Annotated in this window: 16 protein-coding genes and 1 pseudogene; 12 read left to right on the top strand and 5 right to left on the bottom strand. The window is 62.8% G+C overall.

Annotation, left to right across the window (positions count from 1 at the left end; genetic code table 11):
- The first annotated feature begins 49 nt into the window (after nucleotides 1–49).
- The gene (locus tag P7D22_RS14745) at nucleotides 50–592 is read left to right on the top strand and encodes a sigma-70 family RNA polymerase sigma factor (RefSeq protein WP_319935020.1); all 543 of its coding nucleotides are present in this window, start codon (nucleotides 50–52) and stop codon (nucleotides 590–592) included.
- Nucleotides 593–693: 101 nt separating this feature from the next.
- On the top strand, nucleotides 694–1,359 hold the full coding sequence (locus P7D22_RS14750; RefSeq protein ID WP_319935007.1) for an anti-sigma factor family protein: 666 nt from the start codon (nucleotides 694–696) through the stop codon (nucleotides 1,357–1,359).
- 43 nt (nucleotides 1,360–1,402) lie between these two features.
- Here P7D22_RS14750 and P7D22_RS14755 read toward each other — a convergent pair whose 3' ends face one another.
- Nucleotides 1,403–2,743 carry a helix-turn-helix transcriptional regulator gene (locus P7D22_RS14755; protein WP_319935008.1) on the bottom strand — a complete coding sequence of 447 codons (1,341 nt, stop codon included), beginning with the start codon at nucleotides 2,741–2,743 and terminating at the stop codon, nucleotides 1,403–1,405.
- Nucleotides 2,744–4,608: 1,865 nt separating this feature from the next.
- Between P7D22_RS14755 and P7D22_RS14760 the strand changes: the two genes are divergently transcribed.
- A complete protein-coding gene (locus P7D22_RS14760; protein WP_319935009.1) occupies nucleotides 4,609–5,238 on the top strand; it encodes a LysE family transporter in 630 nt (209 codons plus the stop codon).
- A gap of 103 nt (nucleotides 5,239–5,341) precedes the next feature.
- On the opposite strand, the gene P7D22_RS14765 is transcribed toward P7D22_RS14760, so the two are convergent.
- Both P7D22_RS14765 and P7D22_RS14770 read right to left on the bottom strand, forming a co-directional pair.
- Complete coding sequence (locus P7D22_RS14765; protein WP_319935010.1) at nucleotides 5,342–5,845, bottom strand: DUF1003 domain-containing protein; 504 nt, start codon at nucleotides 5,843–5,845, stop codon at nucleotides 5,342–5,344.
- Between the two features lie 212 nt (nucleotides 5,846–6,057).
- Nucleotides 6,058–6,405 (bottom strand): helix-turn-helix domain-containing protein, encoded by a 348-nt coding sequence (locus P7D22_RS14770; RefSeq protein WP_319935011.1) that lies wholly within the window; start codon nucleotides 6,403–6,405, stop codon nucleotides 6,058–6,060.
- Between the two features lie 116 nt (nucleotides 6,406–6,521).
- Here P7D22_RS14770 and P7D22_RS14775 point away from each other — a divergent pair, with 116 nt between their 5' ends.
- The 8 genes from P7D22_RS14775 to P7D22_RS14810 all read left to right on the top strand — a co-directional run bounded on the left by P7D22_RS14775 (nucleotide 6,522) and on the right by P7D22_RS14810 (nucleotide 16,957).
- Nucleotides 6,522–6,863 carry a hypothetical protein gene (locus P7D22_RS14775; RefSeq protein WP_319935012.1) on the top strand — a complete coding sequence of 114 codons (342 nt, stop codon included), beginning with the start codon at nucleotides 6,522–6,524 and terminating at the stop codon, nucleotides 6,861–6,863.
- 62 nt (nucleotides 6,864–6,925) lie between these two features.
- Nucleotides 6,926–7,186, top strand: a complete 261-nt coding sequence (locus tag P7D22_RS14780) for a hypothetical protein (RefSeq protein ID WP_319935013.1) — start codon at nucleotides 6,926–6,928, stop codon at nucleotides 7,184–7,186.
- Between the two features lie 236 nt (nucleotides 7,187–7,422).
- Entirely contained in the window at nucleotides 7,423–9,039 is a 1,617-nt protein-coding gene (locus tag P7D22_RS14785; protein ID WP_319935014.1) for a VPA1262 family N-terminal domain-containing protein, read from the top strand.
- A 201-nt stretch (nucleotides 9,040–9,240) separates the two neighbouring features.
- On the top strand, nucleotides 9,241–9,759 hold the full coding sequence (locus tag P7D22_RS14790) for a hypothetical protein (RefSeq protein ID WP_319935015.1): 519 nt from the start codon (nucleotides 9,241–9,243) through the stop codon (nucleotides 9,757–9,759).
- Between the two features lie 29 nt (nucleotides 9,760–9,788).
- The gene (locus tag P7D22_RS14795; protein ID WP_319935016.1) at nucleotides 9,789–11,744 is read left to right on the top strand and encodes a hypothetical protein; all 1,956 of its coding nucleotides are present in this window, start codon (nucleotides 9,789–9,791) and stop codon (nucleotides 11,742–11,744) included.
- Nucleotides 11,745–12,154: 410 nt separating this feature from the next.
- Complete coding sequence (locus P7D22_RS14800) at nucleotides 12,155–14,044, top strand: hypothetical protein (protein ID WP_319935017.1); 1,890 nt, start codon at nucleotides 12,155–12,157, stop codon at nucleotides 14,042–14,044.
- 97 nt (nucleotides 14,045–14,141) lie between these two features.
- Nucleotides 14,142–15,728 carry an MBL fold metallo-hydrolase gene (locus P7D22_RS14805; RefSeq protein ID WP_319935018.1) on the top strand — a complete coding sequence of 529 codons (1,587 nt, stop codon included), beginning with the start codon at nucleotides 14,142–14,144 and terminating at the stop codon, nucleotides 15,726–15,728.
- 101 nt (nucleotides 15,729–15,829) lie between these two features.
- Nucleotides 15,830–16,957 (top strand): DUF2235 domain-containing protein, encoded by a 1,128-nt coding sequence (locus P7D22_RS14810; protein WP_319935019.1) that lies wholly within the window; start codon nucleotides 15,830–15,832, stop codon nucleotides 16,955–16,957.
- Nucleotides 16,958–17,271: 314 nt separating this feature from the next.
- On the opposite strand, the gene P7D22_RS14815 is transcribed toward P7D22_RS14810, so the two are convergent.
- Nucleotides 17,272–17,553: a hypothetical protein gene (locus P7D22_RS14815; RefSeq protein WP_319935021.1), complete on the bottom strand. Its 282-nt coding sequence runs from the start codon at nucleotides 17,551–17,553 to the stop codon at nucleotides 17,272–17,274.
- On the opposite strand from P7D22_RS14815, the pseudogene P7D22_RS14820 reads away from it, so the two are divergent.
- Nucleotides 17,503–17,676, top strand: a pseudogene (locus P7D22_RS14820) (ISL3-like element ISMdi2 family transposase); the annotation flags it as partial. The gene P7D22_RS14815 and the pseudogene P7D22_RS14820 overlap by 51 nt on opposite strands.
- Here P7D22_RS14820 and P7D22_RS14825 read toward each other — a convergent pair.
- The coding region (locus tag P7D22_RS14825) for a hypothetical protein (protein ID WP_319935022.1) at nucleotides 17,677–17,863 on the bottom strand (187 nt) is incomplete at its 5' end.

A 17,863-nucleotide genomic window follows, 5' to 3' on the forward strand; every position in this document is an offset into this window, starting at 1 on the left:
CGTGCTACATGAAACAGGCCCCTTTGGGAAAAATGAAGTGCCTGCGGCGATTGATCAAGCGGTTCACGCCCGTTTCAGCCAGTTGGTTCTGCCGCGTCTCGACGAGGGGTATCGCCTCGCGCGCTGGCTGACCGGCAATCCGACCGATGCCGAGGACGTGATGCAGGAGGCCAGTCTCCGCGCCTATCGGGCGATCGAAACCTTCGCGGAGGGAAATGCCCGGGCTTGGTTTCTGACGATCGTCCGCAACACGTGCTATTCTTGGATGCAGGCGCACCGACCGCGCGGCACTGTCTTCAGCGAGGATCTCGGGCCGGGCGAGCGTATGGTGCTGGACGCAGGCGGTGCGATGGCGGGCGTACCGGATACGCCGGAGACCGCGTTGACTGCCAAGCATGAAGCCGGCCGGCTCTCGCAGGCGGTCGACGCCCTCCCGATTCCGCTCAAGGAGACCCTGGTGCTGCGTGAGTACCATGGTCTGAGCTATCGGGAGATCTCCAGGGTGAGCGGCGTTCCGATCGGCACGGTCATGTCGCGGCTTGCCCGCGCGCGCCAGCATCTCATCACCCAGTTCGAAGCCGACCAGCCATGAGCGTCGCAGACGAAACCCTCCTTCTTCACGCTTACAAGGACGGTGAACTGTCGCCCCGGGACGCACTCAACATGGAGCGACGGCTCGCGGCCGATCCCGCGTTGCAAGCCTCGCTGGATCGGCTGGGAGGCCTGTCGGATGCCTTGCGGGGGGCCTTCGCCGAGGTTCCCGTGCCCTTGAACCTGCGGGACCGGGTGATCCGGCATGTAGGCGTCGCGCCAGCCCCATCCGGGTCCCGCATCCCGCTGTCCTCCCGGCAGTCGCTCGGGGCTGCGCTCGTGATTGGCCTCGCGCTGGGCGGAGTGCTGGGAAGTGGCGGCATGTCCCTGCTCATGTCCGGCAGCCCGCGTGCGACGGGCGAGGCGGTGCTGGCGGGTCATCTGCGCAGCCTCCTCGCGCCGCAACCATTCGATATCGCGTCGTCCGACCGCCATGTGGTCAAGCCCTGGTTCAATGGCCGAACGACGATCGCGCCGAGCGCGCCGGATCTGGCGGACAAGGGTTTTCCGCTCGTCGGGGGGCGGGTCGACATCATCGACGGCAAGCCCGTGCCGTCGCTCGTCTATCGCCACGACCGGCATGTGATCAGCGTGACGATCGCCCCGAAGACCAGCGAGGCGCCCGCCGAGGAGGAGCATCGCGGCGGCTCGACGATCGAGCGATGGAACGTCGGTGATCTCACCTATTGGGCGGTCTCGGATCTCAACGCCCGCGACTTGCGCAGCTTCGTCGAGATGTTTCGGGGACGGGTCGCGCAGGAGAGTTAAGCGACGCCTCGTGGGCGCGCTTCGGCGTTCAAGCCACCGACCGTTAAACGGGTGCGGACAGCGATGTGGCCAACTTGATCAGATCGGCCTGGCGTTTTGAGCCGGTCTTCTCGAAAAGGCGGAGGAGATGGGTTTTCACCGTACTGACCGCAAGTCCGAGGGTCGACGCGATCTCGCCTTGTGTCTGGCCTCCCACCACCATTTCGAAGACACGCGTTTCGGCGGGGGTCAGCGCGTAAAGCAGAGAAAGCGCGTCGGCAGGCATTTGGGGCGGAGCGGCGGAGGGCGACACAAAGACAGCCGCCACGGCGCGCCGGCCGATTGGGCGGGTCAGTTCGGGACGGTGAAGCGGCATGACGTGCAGGACGGCCGGGCTACCATCCCGACAGGTTGTCGGAATGCCGGCGCCCCGCACCCCTGACGTCGCCAACCGCGTCGCCGCGTCGCGCACCGCCTGTTTCAGAGCGAAGGTTCCGGCCATGCCCGGCAAAACGAGTTCACCGTCCTTCAACGCGATCGGATCCTTCGTTTCGAGCATAGTTTTTGCGGCGTCGTTGGCGTGAAGACAACAGGTGTCGACATCGACGATCAGGATCGCCGAACCGAGCGTGTCGATGGTTGCTGCGAATGTCGACGCCTCGATCGTCTTCAACTCCAGCACTCGGCTGATGGTGACCGCTCGACGCAGATGCGGGGCCAGTGTTCGCAACGCGTCGATGTCCGCGTCGCTCACAACGCCAGCGCTCTCGTGCCGACCGAGCGAAAGATTGGAGACGCCCGCCGCGTTGCGTTCGAAGCCGACCCCGACGGCGTCGATGATACCTTGTGGCCGTGCCCATTCGACGAAGTAGGGGTTTCGATCCCGATCGTATAGGGGCATGGCGCGTGACTGGACGATCGGCTCTTCGATTGGATACTGCGCCAATCTCGCCGGGCCTCCCCACAGATCCGTCACAGCCGTCCCATAGTCCAGCATCCGCGACAACCAATAGGCATCGATCCCGAACACGGCGCCGACGAGGGCCCGTCCGTCATATCCGTTGATCGCCAGAACGCCGTTCTGGAAGTTGAACGCCGCCGCGATCGCCGCAAGGGCCTCCGTCCATTTTGTCGGCGCCAACACGCAATCGTAGATCGCGCCCACCAGATCGGAAAAATGCTCGGCCGAATGCCGGTCGCGTTCGTCCATATCTCCGATCTTCTCTTCGCTTGTGGTGTTACGACCAGTTGCCGCGAACATGCCGCGCCTTGCAAGGGCCCGAGCAGCATCGATTTGCCTTATTTGAAGCAAAATCAATGCTGCTCGACCTTTTAAGCGTAAGCCGACCTGTGAATGCCTGCTGGGAGCGCAGGGGCCGTCGCTTTCCAGGGTCGATGCCGACATACCGATCCCTCGCAACGTCAGATCATCGATCGCGTCGGTCCGATCCTAGGGATTTGCGGGGGCATGATAATTTTTCTGAAAGACCGGGAATAAAGCGGCCCGCGCCCTGGTTCTTAATCTTGCCTTTGCCGTCGATCATGGCGGCAGGAGCGGAAGGTTTGCTCCCAGCAGCGCCGAACGGACCGGTCTGAGGGGTCGCGACAGTCGACGACTAGCGGTGGTGATGCTGTGACCAGTGCAAGAGACTACCGTTCTGGAGATCGAAATGTCGCAAGGGTTCGTATGCAGCTCATCATCGACCGGCACCCCAGATCATCTGTTTCATCTCTCTGCATTTCGCCTCGCCGTCATCAAATAAGTTTTCGAACGCCTCCACCGTTTGGTGGACGTAGAGAGGGTATTGGATTCGTAAGGTACTCAAACGTCGCTGAATGCCGCCGAGCTTTCCAAAGAAACGTTCGACGTCACCGATAGAGGGGGTCGCGTGATCAATTCGATTGATATGGCCCTGATCGTTCTTTCTCGGATCTGAAGTGTAGCTTACGCGATCGGCATTGCAACAATTAGGAGTGAAGGCCGAACGAATCTTCTCTTTGGCTCGCAGAATACGCCTACATCAACGTCGTCCAAGTTCGACAGGATGCTTGCGTGATTAAGAATATACTCCGATCTGGACGTAATAAAGCGAATTCCGGTCCTGTTTCAGCACAAGATGCTATCCATTGTAGCAACAGTGTTTAATATATTGCGGCATATCCTAAACTATTAGCTATGCCGAAAATACTGTCCTTAATCAAGAGGGAAAGACAATGCACAGGCCTAATATCGCGCTAGCTGTTTTTCTGATCGGGTTGTCGCCCGCAGTTGCTCGGGCGTCGTCGATACTTGGACGAGCAACTCTTGATGGAAGTGTATTTGCGTTTACTTGTTCTGATAATTGTAGTCGCCCCGATCCAACCAAGGGGACAAATATCGGCCTTTACAACGGTTACACGGCAACACACAACACCGTGAATCTGTCGACGGATCCTTCGATATCCGCATATTCTGAATCATTCAGGGGGAGCGGGGCAAATCCCCGATATGTAAACAGTTCATCTGCGGATATCACACTGGACTATTACTTCGAAATTATCGGCCCCTCGACCAAGACATTACCCGTTTCAATACAAGCGTCCGTCTTGGCAAAAACGGTTGGTGACCCTCAGTCTGCAACCTATTTCGCACATCTCGCAATACTCGGTTCTGGAAATGCTCCGCTCGACATTGATCGAACGATAGAATCGGGGCTATTTCAGCCTCCGTATCAAAACACCTATGAAAATTCCATAACTATCAATGGGTATTACGACTTGGTAACGAATCATCCATACGAAGTTTACATGCGCGCAATTGCAGGTACGGATGTGAGTAGCTCTGTATTACATAATACTCAATTTCCGACATCTTCCGTGACAATCGATCCATCGTTTACGATCGATCCAGCTTACGGATCCGGCTACTCGATCTCCTATAGCGATGGGATTGGGGCCACTTCGGTATCAGCGGTCCCCCTCCCGGCCTCTGCTCCGATGTTCGGCGCCGCTCTGCTGGCCCTCGGAGCCGCCGGCTTCGGGATGAGGCGCCGAAGGCACGCCGCAGTAGACTGAATCGGCCCATGGCGTGACACGCGCCGCCGGTGCCTTCCGACGCAAGCGATCCAGTGAAGTATCCTTTTCACCGGGCGGCAGGACGATATTCTTTCTCGCGATCACAAGGCTCCGGGCTTCATCGGCGCCCGGCAGCTCCTCTCGTTCGGATAGGGGAGCGGCAACATCCGCGCGAGCCGATCGACACCCATCGAGCGGCTCGCCGCGAAAGACGTCATGATGATCGACCGTGACACAACCTCGATCTTGTCCCAGCTCGCCGTCGCCTATGGCTGCATGCTGGCCATTCCGGGCCCCAATGCCGCCGTGGTCCTGCAATCCGTCAGGGAACGGTCGGCTTTCAAGCCGGTCCTCGCTGCAGCAGGCGTCGCCACCGGCGCGGCGCTCGCGGCGGCCATCGCGGCATCGAGCGCCAAAGCTCTGCCGCAGGGGGGCACGATCCGGGTCGCCGGCGGCGTCATCGTCGCCGCCGTCATGCTCCGTGCCGCGTTACGCCTGTGTGGACCCCCGTGGTCCGAACCCGCCGCCAATGCGTCCACCAAAAAGCCGTCACCCGGCATTGCGCCCTTCGCGCTCGGCTTCGCGACGGCCGCCTTGAACCCGCTGTCCGTCCCCTATTTCGCGGCCTTTTTCGTCAGCCATGCTTGCACTCCGACCGCGATGGGGCTTGCCTGCTGCACTGTGTTCCTGATGGCCGGAGCGTGGTTCGCGGCCATAGGGGTCGCGGCATCCCGGCTGCATGGCGTTGCGTGGTCGCCGCTCTGCCGTCGCGCTGGCAGCCTAGTGGTCGCCGCCATTCTCGCAGGTCTGGCGACGCGATCCTTGTGGCTTGCATTTTCCTTGTGACATTGACGCTGACGCGACCCGCAAGGGGGCGGCGCAAATGCATCGGTGTAGGGAGGCGCCGACCTTGCAAGCCTTCCGGGCGCATTAATCGGCAGTGCACCTATCATGCGATCGTCCTTCGCAGCAATTTCCCAGTCCCTACCATCGGCGCGGTGACGACCTGCCACTGGGCGATTACGCGGTTTTTCGTTCTTTTGGCGCCGCCGGTGATATGCGTCTCGCTTGCCGAACGGAAGGACATGATGGCCAACTCCAGCGTGAGCTGGTCACGATGTCCGGCCAGCTCGTCGCGGCGCTGGGTCGTCAGGATCATCACCGTCATGACGAGGGCCAGGAGGCTGGCGAACAATTCCAGCCAGGCAAACGGCGGTTCATCGAGGGGCTGCCTGCCTGCGCCGATCAGCACGAGGTTGAAAGCCACCCAACCCGCCATCAAGGCTGTAAGCCAAGCAATGAAACTTGGTCGTCCGGCCCGAGATGTCAGGTTGGCGATGAACGCCTGGAAAGGTGTGGCTCGATCGCGGTGGTCGGCATGGAGGCGGGCGATGGCCTCGACCGTGCCCTCGATGTGGGCGGGGAGGATCGCCGTCCTGTCGGTGTCAGCCATGGATTACACGAACGTGGGAGGAGTGCGGCCACTACGACGGCTCATCGAAGGCCTCCGCGATGCAGGCCAGCGACGAATACTGTGGAAACGCGTGCAACATCGACCCTATCAAAATACCTGCGTATCTCATTGGTATGAAACAGGTTTTCTGGAATTGATTAGGGGTCACCTATCGCGCGAAGGCTGACCCCTCGCCTACGAATAAATGCAATTCAAATCAAATGCTTATCGGGGTTTCTGGCGGGGGTCGTTGTCAGAAGCGTTTTCACATCCCATCTTCTGTTCAGCCTTTCCGACGTATCCACGGGCAGTTCGTCGACCCCCTTCAGAGCCACGCCGTCACCGATCCGGGTTCCGGAAACCTCTTGGCCTTCGAGGAAGACCGCCCCCGCCGTCTCGGCGGCCGCCCGGAGCATCTCCACGTTGGCTGTCGTTATGGACGCGCCGGTCTCGTAACGCCTGATCGTCGCCACGCCCACGTTCGAGAGCGCCGCGAGTTCTTCCTGGGAAAGGCAGAGGAGGATCCGCGCAGCGCGCAATTGATTCCGCGACATCGTCATTCACCCTTCTTACACCAGCGGCACGGGATTCGACGCCCTTGAACGCAGATAACTGTTGATATTGAAAAGATAACTAATATTAAAAACGGCACTCAGATGGGAGTGCAGCCGTGGCAATGAATGGATCCGTTCAGAACGACCCGCCCTTTGATGGACCGGCGACCGAGATCGCCACCATCGCCGTGTTCCGGTCCGGGGAAACGCGGCGCTTGGCGCGCCTGGTCGGGTTCGACGTGGCGGTGGTGACCATGACCGATGATCCGGCCCTTACCGCGGAACGCCTGTCCCGAAGGTGGCATGGGGCCTTTTCCCCTCGGACCGACTGGGTCCTGCCCTTCGACACCTACGACGCCATGCCCTGGACCGTCAGGTTCGAGCCGTTCCCGATCGATCCCCGGTGGATGGGCGGGCAGCCCGTTCCCTCCGGCATGTGGATTTCAGACGGGCCCTACGGGTGACCCTGGCGCCGAGCGGGAGGATCGCTGATTTCAACGTCGCCTTCACGGCCGCGACGGAGGACATGGCGTTCGAACGCGGCGCGGCGCGTCCCGCCAAGGTGGACTACCGCTTCCGGACCGGGCGGCCCCTGGTGGCCGGATCCCGCTATTCGGCTCCGGTGCACGCATGGCAGCTTCCGCCCATCGCCACCGAGATCTGCGCCTTTCGGCCGAAATGGCTGAAGTCGATCGTCGCCCGCGCCTCCGAGGCCAAGACGATCGTCGACGTGCGCGCCGCCCTCCGGTCCGGTTCCCGGGCCCGGTTCGACCGCGAGGCCGACTGAAGCATCGCGGTCAGGACGAACTCGCCCGAGTTTCCGGGAATGCAGACCGCAATCCACGGTCCCGTGAATGAGACGCTTCCGTTCGGAGGCAAACCCGGAAACCCGGAAAATGGAGCGCGACGGACGCGCTTCCGCCTTCCTGCCTTTGAGGATCGCAACCGTTTCGACGTGCGATGCGTTGGCGAAGGCGATTAACAAGGTCGCGAATAGGGCCGTTCAAACCTGAAGCCGATTCCGTGATCTCCGAGCAAGATTACCTGTACGCCATCGTGCGTCTGGCCACGCACTTCGACCGCAAGAAGTCCGAGGCGCGCCTGCTCTTCGCCAGTGTCGAAATGCTCCCTCGCCCCTTTCCGGAACCGGAGAGCGGTCGGCTGGAACGTCGGGGCATCAAGGGCGTCGTCGGAGGCACCGCCTTCTTTCGCCGAGTGGCAATGACCGGCGATCAGGCCCTCCTCTGGTACGGAGCAGCGGCAGGCGGCAACGCCTTCACTCCAGTGCCGGCCAAGCCTGCCGACCGTCTCGAGCAGGACGGTGGACCGCTCCTCGTCAACTCGTTGTCCGCTGACCTGCCCTGGCCGGAACTCGGACTTTTCGTTGGGGCAGAACGAGTCGAGGACGGAATGCGCTACGAGCTGCCGTTCCTGAGCGACTGGCACGACCAACCGCGCGTCCATCGTTCCCTGTCGTCGCCTGACCCTCGCTTGGAGGCGATCGCAGCCGACCCCGGAACGAGGGCGTGGCTTGCCGAACGTACCTTCGTGGATTTCGGCACGCATCCCGAGTGGATCGGGGGCCTCGCGATGGTAGCTCCCAATCCCGTTTGGCATCGGCTCGAGCGTCGACGACTTCCGCCTGCCGACAACGTGGGCGAGGGACGAACGCTGGTGAACATCGTTCCGCGTCCGGGGGCCTCCATCGCGGGCGTAGAGATAACTTCGTTTCAGGAGAGGGCCGGCTTGGCTACCCGTCTGGAACAGCAGTGCCTGGAAGGGACGCGGACCTTCGCGGTCTTCGGGCATGGTGGGCGCAACCATGCGGAAGGCCTGCTGATCACCTGCCCGCAGCGTGGGATGCTCTACTGGTCCAAGCCGGCCGCCTTCGCAAGCACGTTGACACTGAGCTCGTCGATCGTCGGCGGTGCACGCCGATACTCCAGCCCGGTGGGCCGTGGTGCCGCTGCGTCTGTCGACGCGTTCGACGTGACCGACGTCGTGGACGAGGTGACCGTCGTTGGCGACCCCGTGACTCCCCGGGATGGGCTGGTCGCCGGTGCGGCCCGTCGCGGACGCCAGGCTGCGGCTCAGCGGTTGGGCCAGCGGTGGTTTGCAGACGATCATGGCAACGCTGCGGCCTTCCTCCGTTCATTGATCGGAGCGGCGCGGAAATCCGTCGGCATCTATGACCCCTATGTCACGGGCCTGGAGCTGTTCAGGTTCGCACACGCCGTAACTCGCGCGTCGGTTCAGGTCCGCATTCTGACATCAGCCATGCCCTTTCACCAAACGGACAAGTCGGTGGAGACCGAGCGCCTGGATGAACTTGAGCGAGAGGTCGTGCGTCTTGAGGCAGCACGAGGCTCGCCGGAGCGTGCCAAAGTCAAGGTGCTCAGAGGCGACCCGCCGCCCCTGCATGACCGTTTCCTTGTCGTCGACGACAACGTCTGGTTCACGGGCAACTCGCTTGGATCCCTTGGCGGCAGGGCGGGCATGATCATCCGATTGCCAGACCCGGATCCCGTCATCGAGGAGTTGGCGGGCCTCTTCGACAAGGCCGAGGAAGTCGGCGTGTTCCTGGCAAGGCGGCGGATGGCGATTACCCCAGCGGACGCGACCCGCGACGGTGACAGCTGACATGGCGCGCTTCGTACCCGACGCACCGACAGTCGAGCCGGCCCGGCCTCCGATGCTGACCGGACGAGCAAGGCCGAACTGCTCTGGCCGTCGGTAATCTATTACCCGCTACGCTCCTTTTGGGGCCGACTGGACGTCTGTCGGTTTCCCGACCGGGAGAGCATCGATTTCCGACGGCGTGCCATCGCGGCAGCGGGGCGCATGCCGGTCGACGTCCTTGCCTTGGATGCCTTCGTTGAAGCGATGGCATCGGCCCAGGCTCGGATCCTGATCATGGACCCGAAGTTCAACACATCGAACGTCGATGTTCTGGAATCTGCGGTTGCGCTTACGGATGCTCCAGAAATTCGGGTCCTGACGGAAAGGCACGGCGGCGTCGAGCGTGACTTGATCGCCTCGGTTGTGTCCGACCTGACCGGCCTCGCCAACCGTCGGTCTCCCCGCCCTGTCGCAGAGATCAGGGTTCAGTGGCTGCCAGTCCTGGACAAGGACGAGTTCCCGTACATCCACGACCGCTTCGCCATCGTAGACGAAGAGTTGTGGCATTTCGGGGCGACAGTGGGTGGCGCACATCCCGGGCTGAACGCGGCAAGCCGCGGGTGGAACGCGCACGACACCCGCGCCATCGCGTTCTTCGACGAGCTTTGGGACATCATGTCCGGGCATCGGGCCAGGCATGGACACACCTCAGGCTCGGCCGGAAGGAGCGGCAGGAAATGAGAGGGTCACGCGTCGAGGACAACGCTCCCTTGGCCAGGCACAAGCGCCTGATGCAAGCCCAGGCGGAAGCCACGTGGGCAAACGACGCCGAGGCATTGCCCGCCCGTGCGGTGGTGGCCTCTTGCATGCTGGATCTGGCCGCACGGAACGGGCAGAATCGTGGCATTCAGAAGCGGGTGAGCCGTGTCGGCCCTCTGCTCGAGCGCTCGCTTTTGCTTGCAGGCTTGGACGGCGCTGCAGGCCGCTTTGCAACCCTGGCTCGCAGCGGCGAGGACGATGTGCCAGCGTTGTGGATGCTTGGGCTCTCGGCCGCCGACGCGCTGACCCAGCGCACCGAGGCCGCGACATGGCACGCCATACGGGATGTCCTGACTTCCCACGCATGGGACGCGTTCGAGGAGGAGGTCAGCCGCAGCATCGCCGCCGATCCTCGGTCACTGGAGCGACTCGTGTCGCTTGCGGGCGAAGTGATCGATGCGGAGGTCACCGACCCTGCTGCCTGCGTATCTTCAGCCGAGCGCGAGGGCTTCCTTGCGACAGTAACACACTGGCGCGAGAAGGGCGACTTCGTTTCCCTGTCGCGCGGGCATCCGAACACTGCCCTGTATTGGGGGCCGAGCGGTGAGCTGCTCCTCCTCGTGCACCGTGCAAGCCGGCACGCGTTCGTCGACCTGCTGTCCCGTTACGACTTGCCCTATCCTGTCGCGGACGCGCTCGCGTCGCGCAGGATCGTCAACGACTTAGACGAAGTGTGCGAACTCCTGGGCTTGGCCCAGGTCGCCTTCGACGACCGCGGAGCCTGGAACGGTTCGTTGGTCGCGCCGTTGTTGCTCGGTTCCGGCCTGGAGCACCTGCGCACCAGGATTCGGTGTGCCGCCGACGAGGTAGGTGAGGAATGGACGGATGAGGCACTCGCGGCGGACCTCACCTCCGCGGCGACCAGGATTGCGCGCGCCACCCTGGGTCGGCCCGATGGGCGTCCGCTCGGCTTCCTGAATGCGACAGGCTTGGTTCGGGATCTTGCGTGGCGCCTGTCGCGTGCTTCCTTGCTGGTTCCCAAGGCCTCGGACGTCGGCACGGCTCCGGCATGGTTCCTGATGACGGCACTCACCGAGCAGGCATCCCCGGCTGCATGGCCCGGATGGCGCTCGCCCGACCTTGCGCATGACGACGCATACTTTGCCGCGGTGGCCGCTGCCCTGCCTGCAGTGGGCGCCAGGGATCCTGCCGCACTGGCAGGCCAGCGTCTGCCGCTTCCAGGCGACATGGACGACACGGCATCATCCGAGGCGGTGGAAACGGCGATCTCCCTCGCACCGAGGCCCTCCGACTGGATTCACGGGGTCCTGGGCTGGTCCATTGCGCGTTCGCCGGAACCGGCCCGAGCCTGGACGGATCAATGGCGGTCCATCCTCCGGTACCGCGAGCGAGACCTGCACCGTTTCAACCTGCGCCTAGACGTCGGCTCAGATGCAGTACCGAAGGCGCTTTGGGCGATCGGGCTCGGGGCGGTCGACTGGCTCTCGACCGAAGGGAACGGCGATGTGCATGCCCGACGTGACCTCAGCGCCGCCATCTACGATGCTGCCCTCGAGCGATGGCTCACCACCGCGTTCAACGAGGATTTCTGGTCCAGCGCTGTCGTGCATATCGTGGTCAGGTCGGCCCGCAACCTGGAGTCTGACGCGGAAGCCCACGAAGGCGGTTCCACCGTCGCGCCGCAGGGCGAGAGGGCTTCGCTGGCGCAGCTTATCGTACCGTTCGTCGGGCCGAACGAACTCTTCCTGCGCATCATACGCTCGCTGCAGTTGAACGGCATTTCCAATTCAGACATCGCTGTCGCCCTGGAGACGAACGGCCTGACGATCGATGGCCTCGCCGCGAGCATCGAGATGCTCGGCGGGGTCGACCAACGTTTCGCTTCGACGAACTCGCATCTCATGTCTCAGATCCAAGCCCATCAGGCACGACCGGGGTTAGGCTGAGTTGCAACTGCGTAAGAGCGTGATGGGATTTTGCCGATGCATACCCGGCGTTGACGAGATAGTTTGCGCATTCGGTATTTGGGACGGTGGCAGGCAGGGCTTCGATTGCAGCGGAGAAGCGTCGACTGAGCGCTGAGCGGCTGCCCATGCTCACCGGCATCGGTGAAATGCTTCGGACACTGAAGGAGCTGGGGCCGTTTGGGAGCAGCAACAAAAAATCCAAGCCGTTGCGACCCAGCCGCCGACGGCCTTCCTGAATGACGGCTCAGGCGATCGCGATCCGCTTTGCAAACACGAGTGGGAATGGCTTAACTCGTGATGGTACGCAGGCAAATGTCCGTCGACGGCGAACTCGCGACGCGTGTCGACGATGGTACATTCACCTAAGACTTCGCTGCGGGAGCGCGACGATGGAAGCCACCGGATCGGAGCCACGAAGGGCAGATGCGAACGAGCCTCCCTTCCGACGCTTGAGGATCTACGCATTCGACCCTGCGGCGTCGCTCGATCTGCAGACCGCGGTCATGAACGTCGCGACGGTTCGGCTCAAGTGGGAGGACCTGCAGCCAGGTCCCATAGGAGAGTACGTCGAAGTGCTGGACGTCGATCCAGCAAGTGGCGGCTTCTATGCACCCGTGAACCTGGATGAGCCATCGTTGCTCGTCCAGGACGGATACGTGCCGTCGGAGGGAAATCCGAAGTTCCATCAGCAGATGGCGTTCGCGGTCTCGATGTTGACCATCCGCAACTTCGAACGGGCTCTCGGCCGGCGAATACTATGGGCGCCGCGCCCTTGGGACTGGACCACGAAATCGAGCGTCGATCGCTACGTCGGCCGCTTGAGGATCTATCCGCATGGACTTCGTGAGGCGAACGCCTACTACAGCCCAGTCAAGGTCGCACTGCTGTTCGGCTACTTTCGAGCGTCGCTTCGCAATCCGGGTCGCAACCTGCCTGGCGGCACCGTGTTCACGTGCCTATCCCACGACATCGTGGCGCACGAGACCACCCACGCGATCCTGGACGGCATGCACCGCCGGTACATCGAGCCGAGCAACGTCGACGCCCTTGCCTTCCACGAAGCCTTCGCCGACATCGTCGCGCTATTCCAGCACTTCACGCTGCCCGAAGCCGTTCGCCAACAGATCGCGCAGCTTCGCGGCGATCTCGGCCAGAGGTCACTGTTGAGCGGGCTCGCCACGCAGTTCGGGCAGGCGACGGGTCATTACGGCGCCCTTCGCGACGCCATCGACGACGTGGATCTAAAGACCGGATTGCCCGATCCGAACGCCCTGGATCGCATTGTCGAGCCGCACGATCGGGGCGCGATACTTGTCGCCGCCGTCTTCGACGCGTTCGTGACGATATACCGCTCCCGTGTCGCCGACCTGCTCCGAATGGCCACCGGGGACGGCACCCGCTTCCCTGAAGCCGACTTGCATCCCGACCTCGTCAATCGGCTGACGATCGAGGCCACCAAGGCCGCCAGCCACGTCCTACGGATGTGTATCAGGGCCTTGGACTACCTTCCGCCCGTCGACGTCAATTTCGGCGACTTTCTTCGTGCCCTCGTCACGTCGGATGCCGACCTCGTGAACGACGACCCTCGCGGCTACAGGATCGCTGTCGTGGAGGCATTCCGGCGGAGGGGGATATACCCGAAGGACTGCAGGTCATTGTCCGTGGACAACCTGATCTGGGAGCCGCCGGACGCATCGCTAGACATCGACTGGCTGTCGGAAGAGACCTTCCCTTACCTCAGCGACAGGCGCTCGATCTACGACGCCGCGGAGAGGCGGTGTGCCGAACTCCAGAACTGGTTGGGGGACCACGCCGTGCCGTCCCATCCGGCGATCAGGGCCATGGGCATGTGGCTCCAAGCCGACGCCCCGCGCACCATCCGAAGATCCAGGAAAAAGAAGACACCGACCTTCGAGGTCCAATCCGTACGCGTCGCCAACAGGATCGGACCGGATGGCGAGCAGGAACCACAGATCGTCATCGAGATCACGCAGGAGCGAAGAGGCTACCGAACGGCTGATTTGCAGGCACGGCTGGAAGACCACGGGCGAATGAAAGGGGTCACTGCCGATTTCACGTTCCGCGGTGGGGCAACTTTGATCGTCGACCTGCGAACCCGCAAGGTCCGCTTCTGCATCGTCAAGGACATCGCGAGCGACGAACGGCTCGCCGAGCAGCGTGACTTCATGTTCGGTGCCGCTGGGGAGGCGTTGGGAGCGACCTACTTCGGCGCATCGAGCCGCGCGGAGCCGTTCGCGTTCCTGCATCGCGTGCTTTAGGACGGGCGCCATGGCCATTCGAACGACCAGGAAAAAGCCCCCGCCAACCACCGAGAATGATGCAGGGAAAACTTCTTCCCGAAAGCAAGTCGATGGAATGCCGGATGACGAATTCATGCGCGGGGCAGTCACCATCCGCATGTACCGCGACATCCTGGGAGACTGCTTCCTCCTGCGCTTCCCCGGCGCGACGGCTACGTTCAACGTCCTGATCGACAGCGGCATACTTCAAGGCATGCCCGGGGCAAAGGAACGGGCGCGGCGTATCATGTCCGACGTGGCGTCGCTGGCGCCCAGGATCGACCTCCTCGTGATCACGCACGAACACGTGGACCATCTCTCTTGTTTCCACCAGGCTCGCGACATCTTCGACCGGCTGGACATCGGCGAGTTGTGGCTCGCTTGGACGGAGGATCCTCGCGACGAGCAGGCGGCGAAGCTTCGCACCGGGCGTGCGCAGGCCATGGCCTTGCTCGAGCGAAGCCACTCGGCACTGGCCGCGCTGATGTCGAGTGAACCTTCGACCGACGACGACGACGAAGCGCCGACCGAAGGCAGGTCAAACGGCCTCGAGGCACTGAAAGGGCTCATGGCCTTTTCCGGACGTGATCCCTCCCAGCCCCCCGCGGCTCCGGGCGGCTCCACGGGGGAGATCTTGGCATACCTTCGCGGCAAGGCGAAGAGGGTCACCTACCTGCAGCCTGGTGGCGCGCCACGAGCATTCAACGGGGTCGCCGACCTGTCCGTATACGTGCTCGGCCCGCCGAAGGTTGAGGCGTTGCTCAAGCGGAGCAACCCTCACAGGCACTCGTCGGAAGTTTACGAACTGGATGCCGAGACAATCCAGGACGACCTGTTCCTCGTCGCGGCGCTCAACGCCACCAGCGACGCCTCCGAGCTTGACGTCGACGACATTGCCAAGCTCAGGCTCAGCCTGCCATTCGGCTTCAAGAACCTGATTGCGACCGAACCACGTTCCAGGAGTTTTGGCGCGCCGGCGGACGACTCGGCCTGGACGAAGTTCGAGGCGCTCTACGGTCGACGGGATGACGAATGGCGCAGGATCGATACCGACTGGCTTGGAGCCACGGAGCAACTCGCGCTCAAGCTGGATTCGGACACCAACAATACCAGCCTGGTTCTGGCCTTTCGGCTCGGTGACGGGGCCGACGGTCGCGTTCTGCTTTTTCCTGGCGACGCACAGGTCGGCAATTGGCTTTCCTGGCACGAGCATGTCTGGCCTCCGATGGCGAAGAAGGGCGAGCCAGGCACCGTCACGGCCGAGGATCTCCTCGCGATGACGGTGCTCTACAAGGTCGGCCACCACGCCAGTCACAACGCGACCCTGCGCGAGGGAGGGCTCGAATCGATGACCCATCGCGACCTCGTTGCCATGGTTCCAGTGCACCAGGAATTCGCGAACGGCACGAAGCGCTGGAACATGCCTTTTCCCTCGCTCCTTCAGCGACTGGAGCAGAAGACCGGAGGACGCGTCATCAGGGCAGACAAGGGAAAGATGGAACTTGAAGTCGCGGCGAAGCAATACGCGGGACAGGCCGGCGGATTGGAAGCCGGCGAGTTGCAGCGGTTCCTGTCATGCGTTCGCGAGATCACGGACCCCGATGGCCCACTTGCGATGGAGTACAGGATTCCGTGGCCCGGGGCGACGGACTCGAATCCCTGAACAAGCGGGACTGGCCGAACGATGCGATCAGGGCCGATGCTTCTTGCAGCCCTTCACGTCACGTGGAAGGCCATCTCCGATGTCGCATGGAAGGGGCACCAATGTCGAAGTCGATCGTGGTTTGCTGTGACGGCACCGCCAACGAGTTCTCGAAAGCTAGGACGAACGTCGCCAAGATATACTCGGTCCTGCCGAAGTCCGCGCCTGACCAAGTCAACTACTACCATCCAGGGGTCGGCACGATGGCGCCCCCCGGCTTCGTGACGCGGCAAGGCGAGCGGGTAGCCGAGGTGCTCGGCATGGCGTTCGGGTACGGCTTGGCGAACGATGTGCGCGACGCTTACGTCTTTCTGGCCCAGACGTTCCAGCCGGGCGATCGCGTTTTCATGTTCGGATTCAGCCGCGGCGCTTACACCGTAAGAGCCTTGGCATCCCTCTTGTACATGTATGGCCTCGTCGCGCCGTTCAACACGGGCCTAGTACCCTATGCCGTGAGGATGCTGTGGGCCATTCGGCGCCTCCGGATCCAGGATCCAGCCAGCGCTGCCCGCGGCAATGCCGTGAGCGACTATTTCCGCCTTGCGGCAGAGTTCAAGGCGACGTTCTCGACGGAATGCAAGCCCTACTTCTTGGGCCTTTGGGACACGGTGAGTTCCGTGGGGTGGTTCACGTCTCCCGTCTCGCTGCCCTACACGGCCAGCAACCCGGACATCGCGGTCGCACGCCATGCGCTCTCAATCGACGAGCGAAGGGCCTTCTTCCGACCGAACGTATGGAGACCCAAGCCGGACGGCGGCCCCCGCGATTTGCGCCAGGTCTGGTTCCCGGGGGTGCACGGCGACGTTGGCGGAGGGTACGAGGAGTCCGCGAGTGGACTATCTAAATTCCCCTTGGGTTGGATGATCTCGGAAGCCGTCGAGCACGGCCTGCGGGTGGACCATCCCACGGTCGACAAGGTGTTGGGACGGTGCGGGAAGCCTTTCGCGGCCCCGGATGCCGATGCCCCGATGCACGACTCGCTGTCTTCCGCTTGGAAGCCGTTGGAGTTGCTTCCGTTGCCGAAATGGGATGCGACAAAGGGTACGCGTACGTGGCGGACAAACGACGGTGCGCCGCGCAGGTTGCCCAGGCAAGCAATCGTGCATGACGTGGCATGGTTACGTGGGGGTGGTCGATACGCCGAACGACTGCCGACACACGCCGTACCTCTGAGTCAGGCGACATGGTGATCCAGTCCATCATGCCGTCGTGCTCACGCTCGGCGTCGGACGACGCGATGTCAGAACGCCACTGAGGCGCCCGCATCACAGCGTCGAGGACTTCGTGACGGCAGGAACGACGGCTCCGGACTTGGGGCACCTCGGGCAAGGGGAGGACCGGCAGGTTCGGACCGACGCCATCGACGCCTCCCAAGGGGAGTCAGAGCGCGCGCCGTTTCGGTCGAGTTCGGTGTCGAGCGAAGATCGAAGCATGGCCCCACCGCGCGGGATGGAATTCGGTCGGCGCCGATTGGGGAGGTGATCGAGGCGATGCCGTGCTCCGTTCAGGTCAGACTATCAGCCATGCGACGAAGCACGCCAGGGAGCGGTTCGACACGATCGAGGTCGGCATGCGCCAGTTCCATCCCCAAGACACGGCAGAGTTCCGAGAAGTCGACCTCGGTGTTGATTTCCACTGAGAGTTGACCCGGCGGAGGGTCCTTCCGCACTTCTGGTGCAACCCCGAGTCGAAGCGTCACGTCGTTTAAACCGGGAACACGTTGCACTCCGAGAGGATGAGCAAACGTCTGCTGCCTCCCGTTCCCGGTGAGCTCGTCGTCGATCAAGTCCAGCCCGATCCCGATTGCTTGACCATTGTCACCCACCGGCGCAACGCATTCGCTTCCTGTCTGGCCTGTGGCCGAGCCTCCGCACGGCTACACTCGCACTACACACGGACGCTCGCCGATCTACCCTGGCAGGGGCGGCTCGTCCGCATCACAGTCCGGACACGACGGTGGCGGTGTGCGGTAGACGGCTGCCCACGCCGCATCTTCACTGAACGCCTGACGGACATCGCGTTGCCCCGGGCAAGACGCACCGGCCGGCTTGACGATGTTCAGCGTCACCTCGGTCTCGCGCTCGGCGGCAAGGGTG

Origin of the sequence: Lichenihabitans sp. Uapishka_5 (genome assembly GCF_033947565.1) — a bacterium.
GTDB lineage: Bacteria > Pseudomonadota > Alphaproteobacteria > Rhizobiales > Beijerinckiaceae > Lichenihabitans.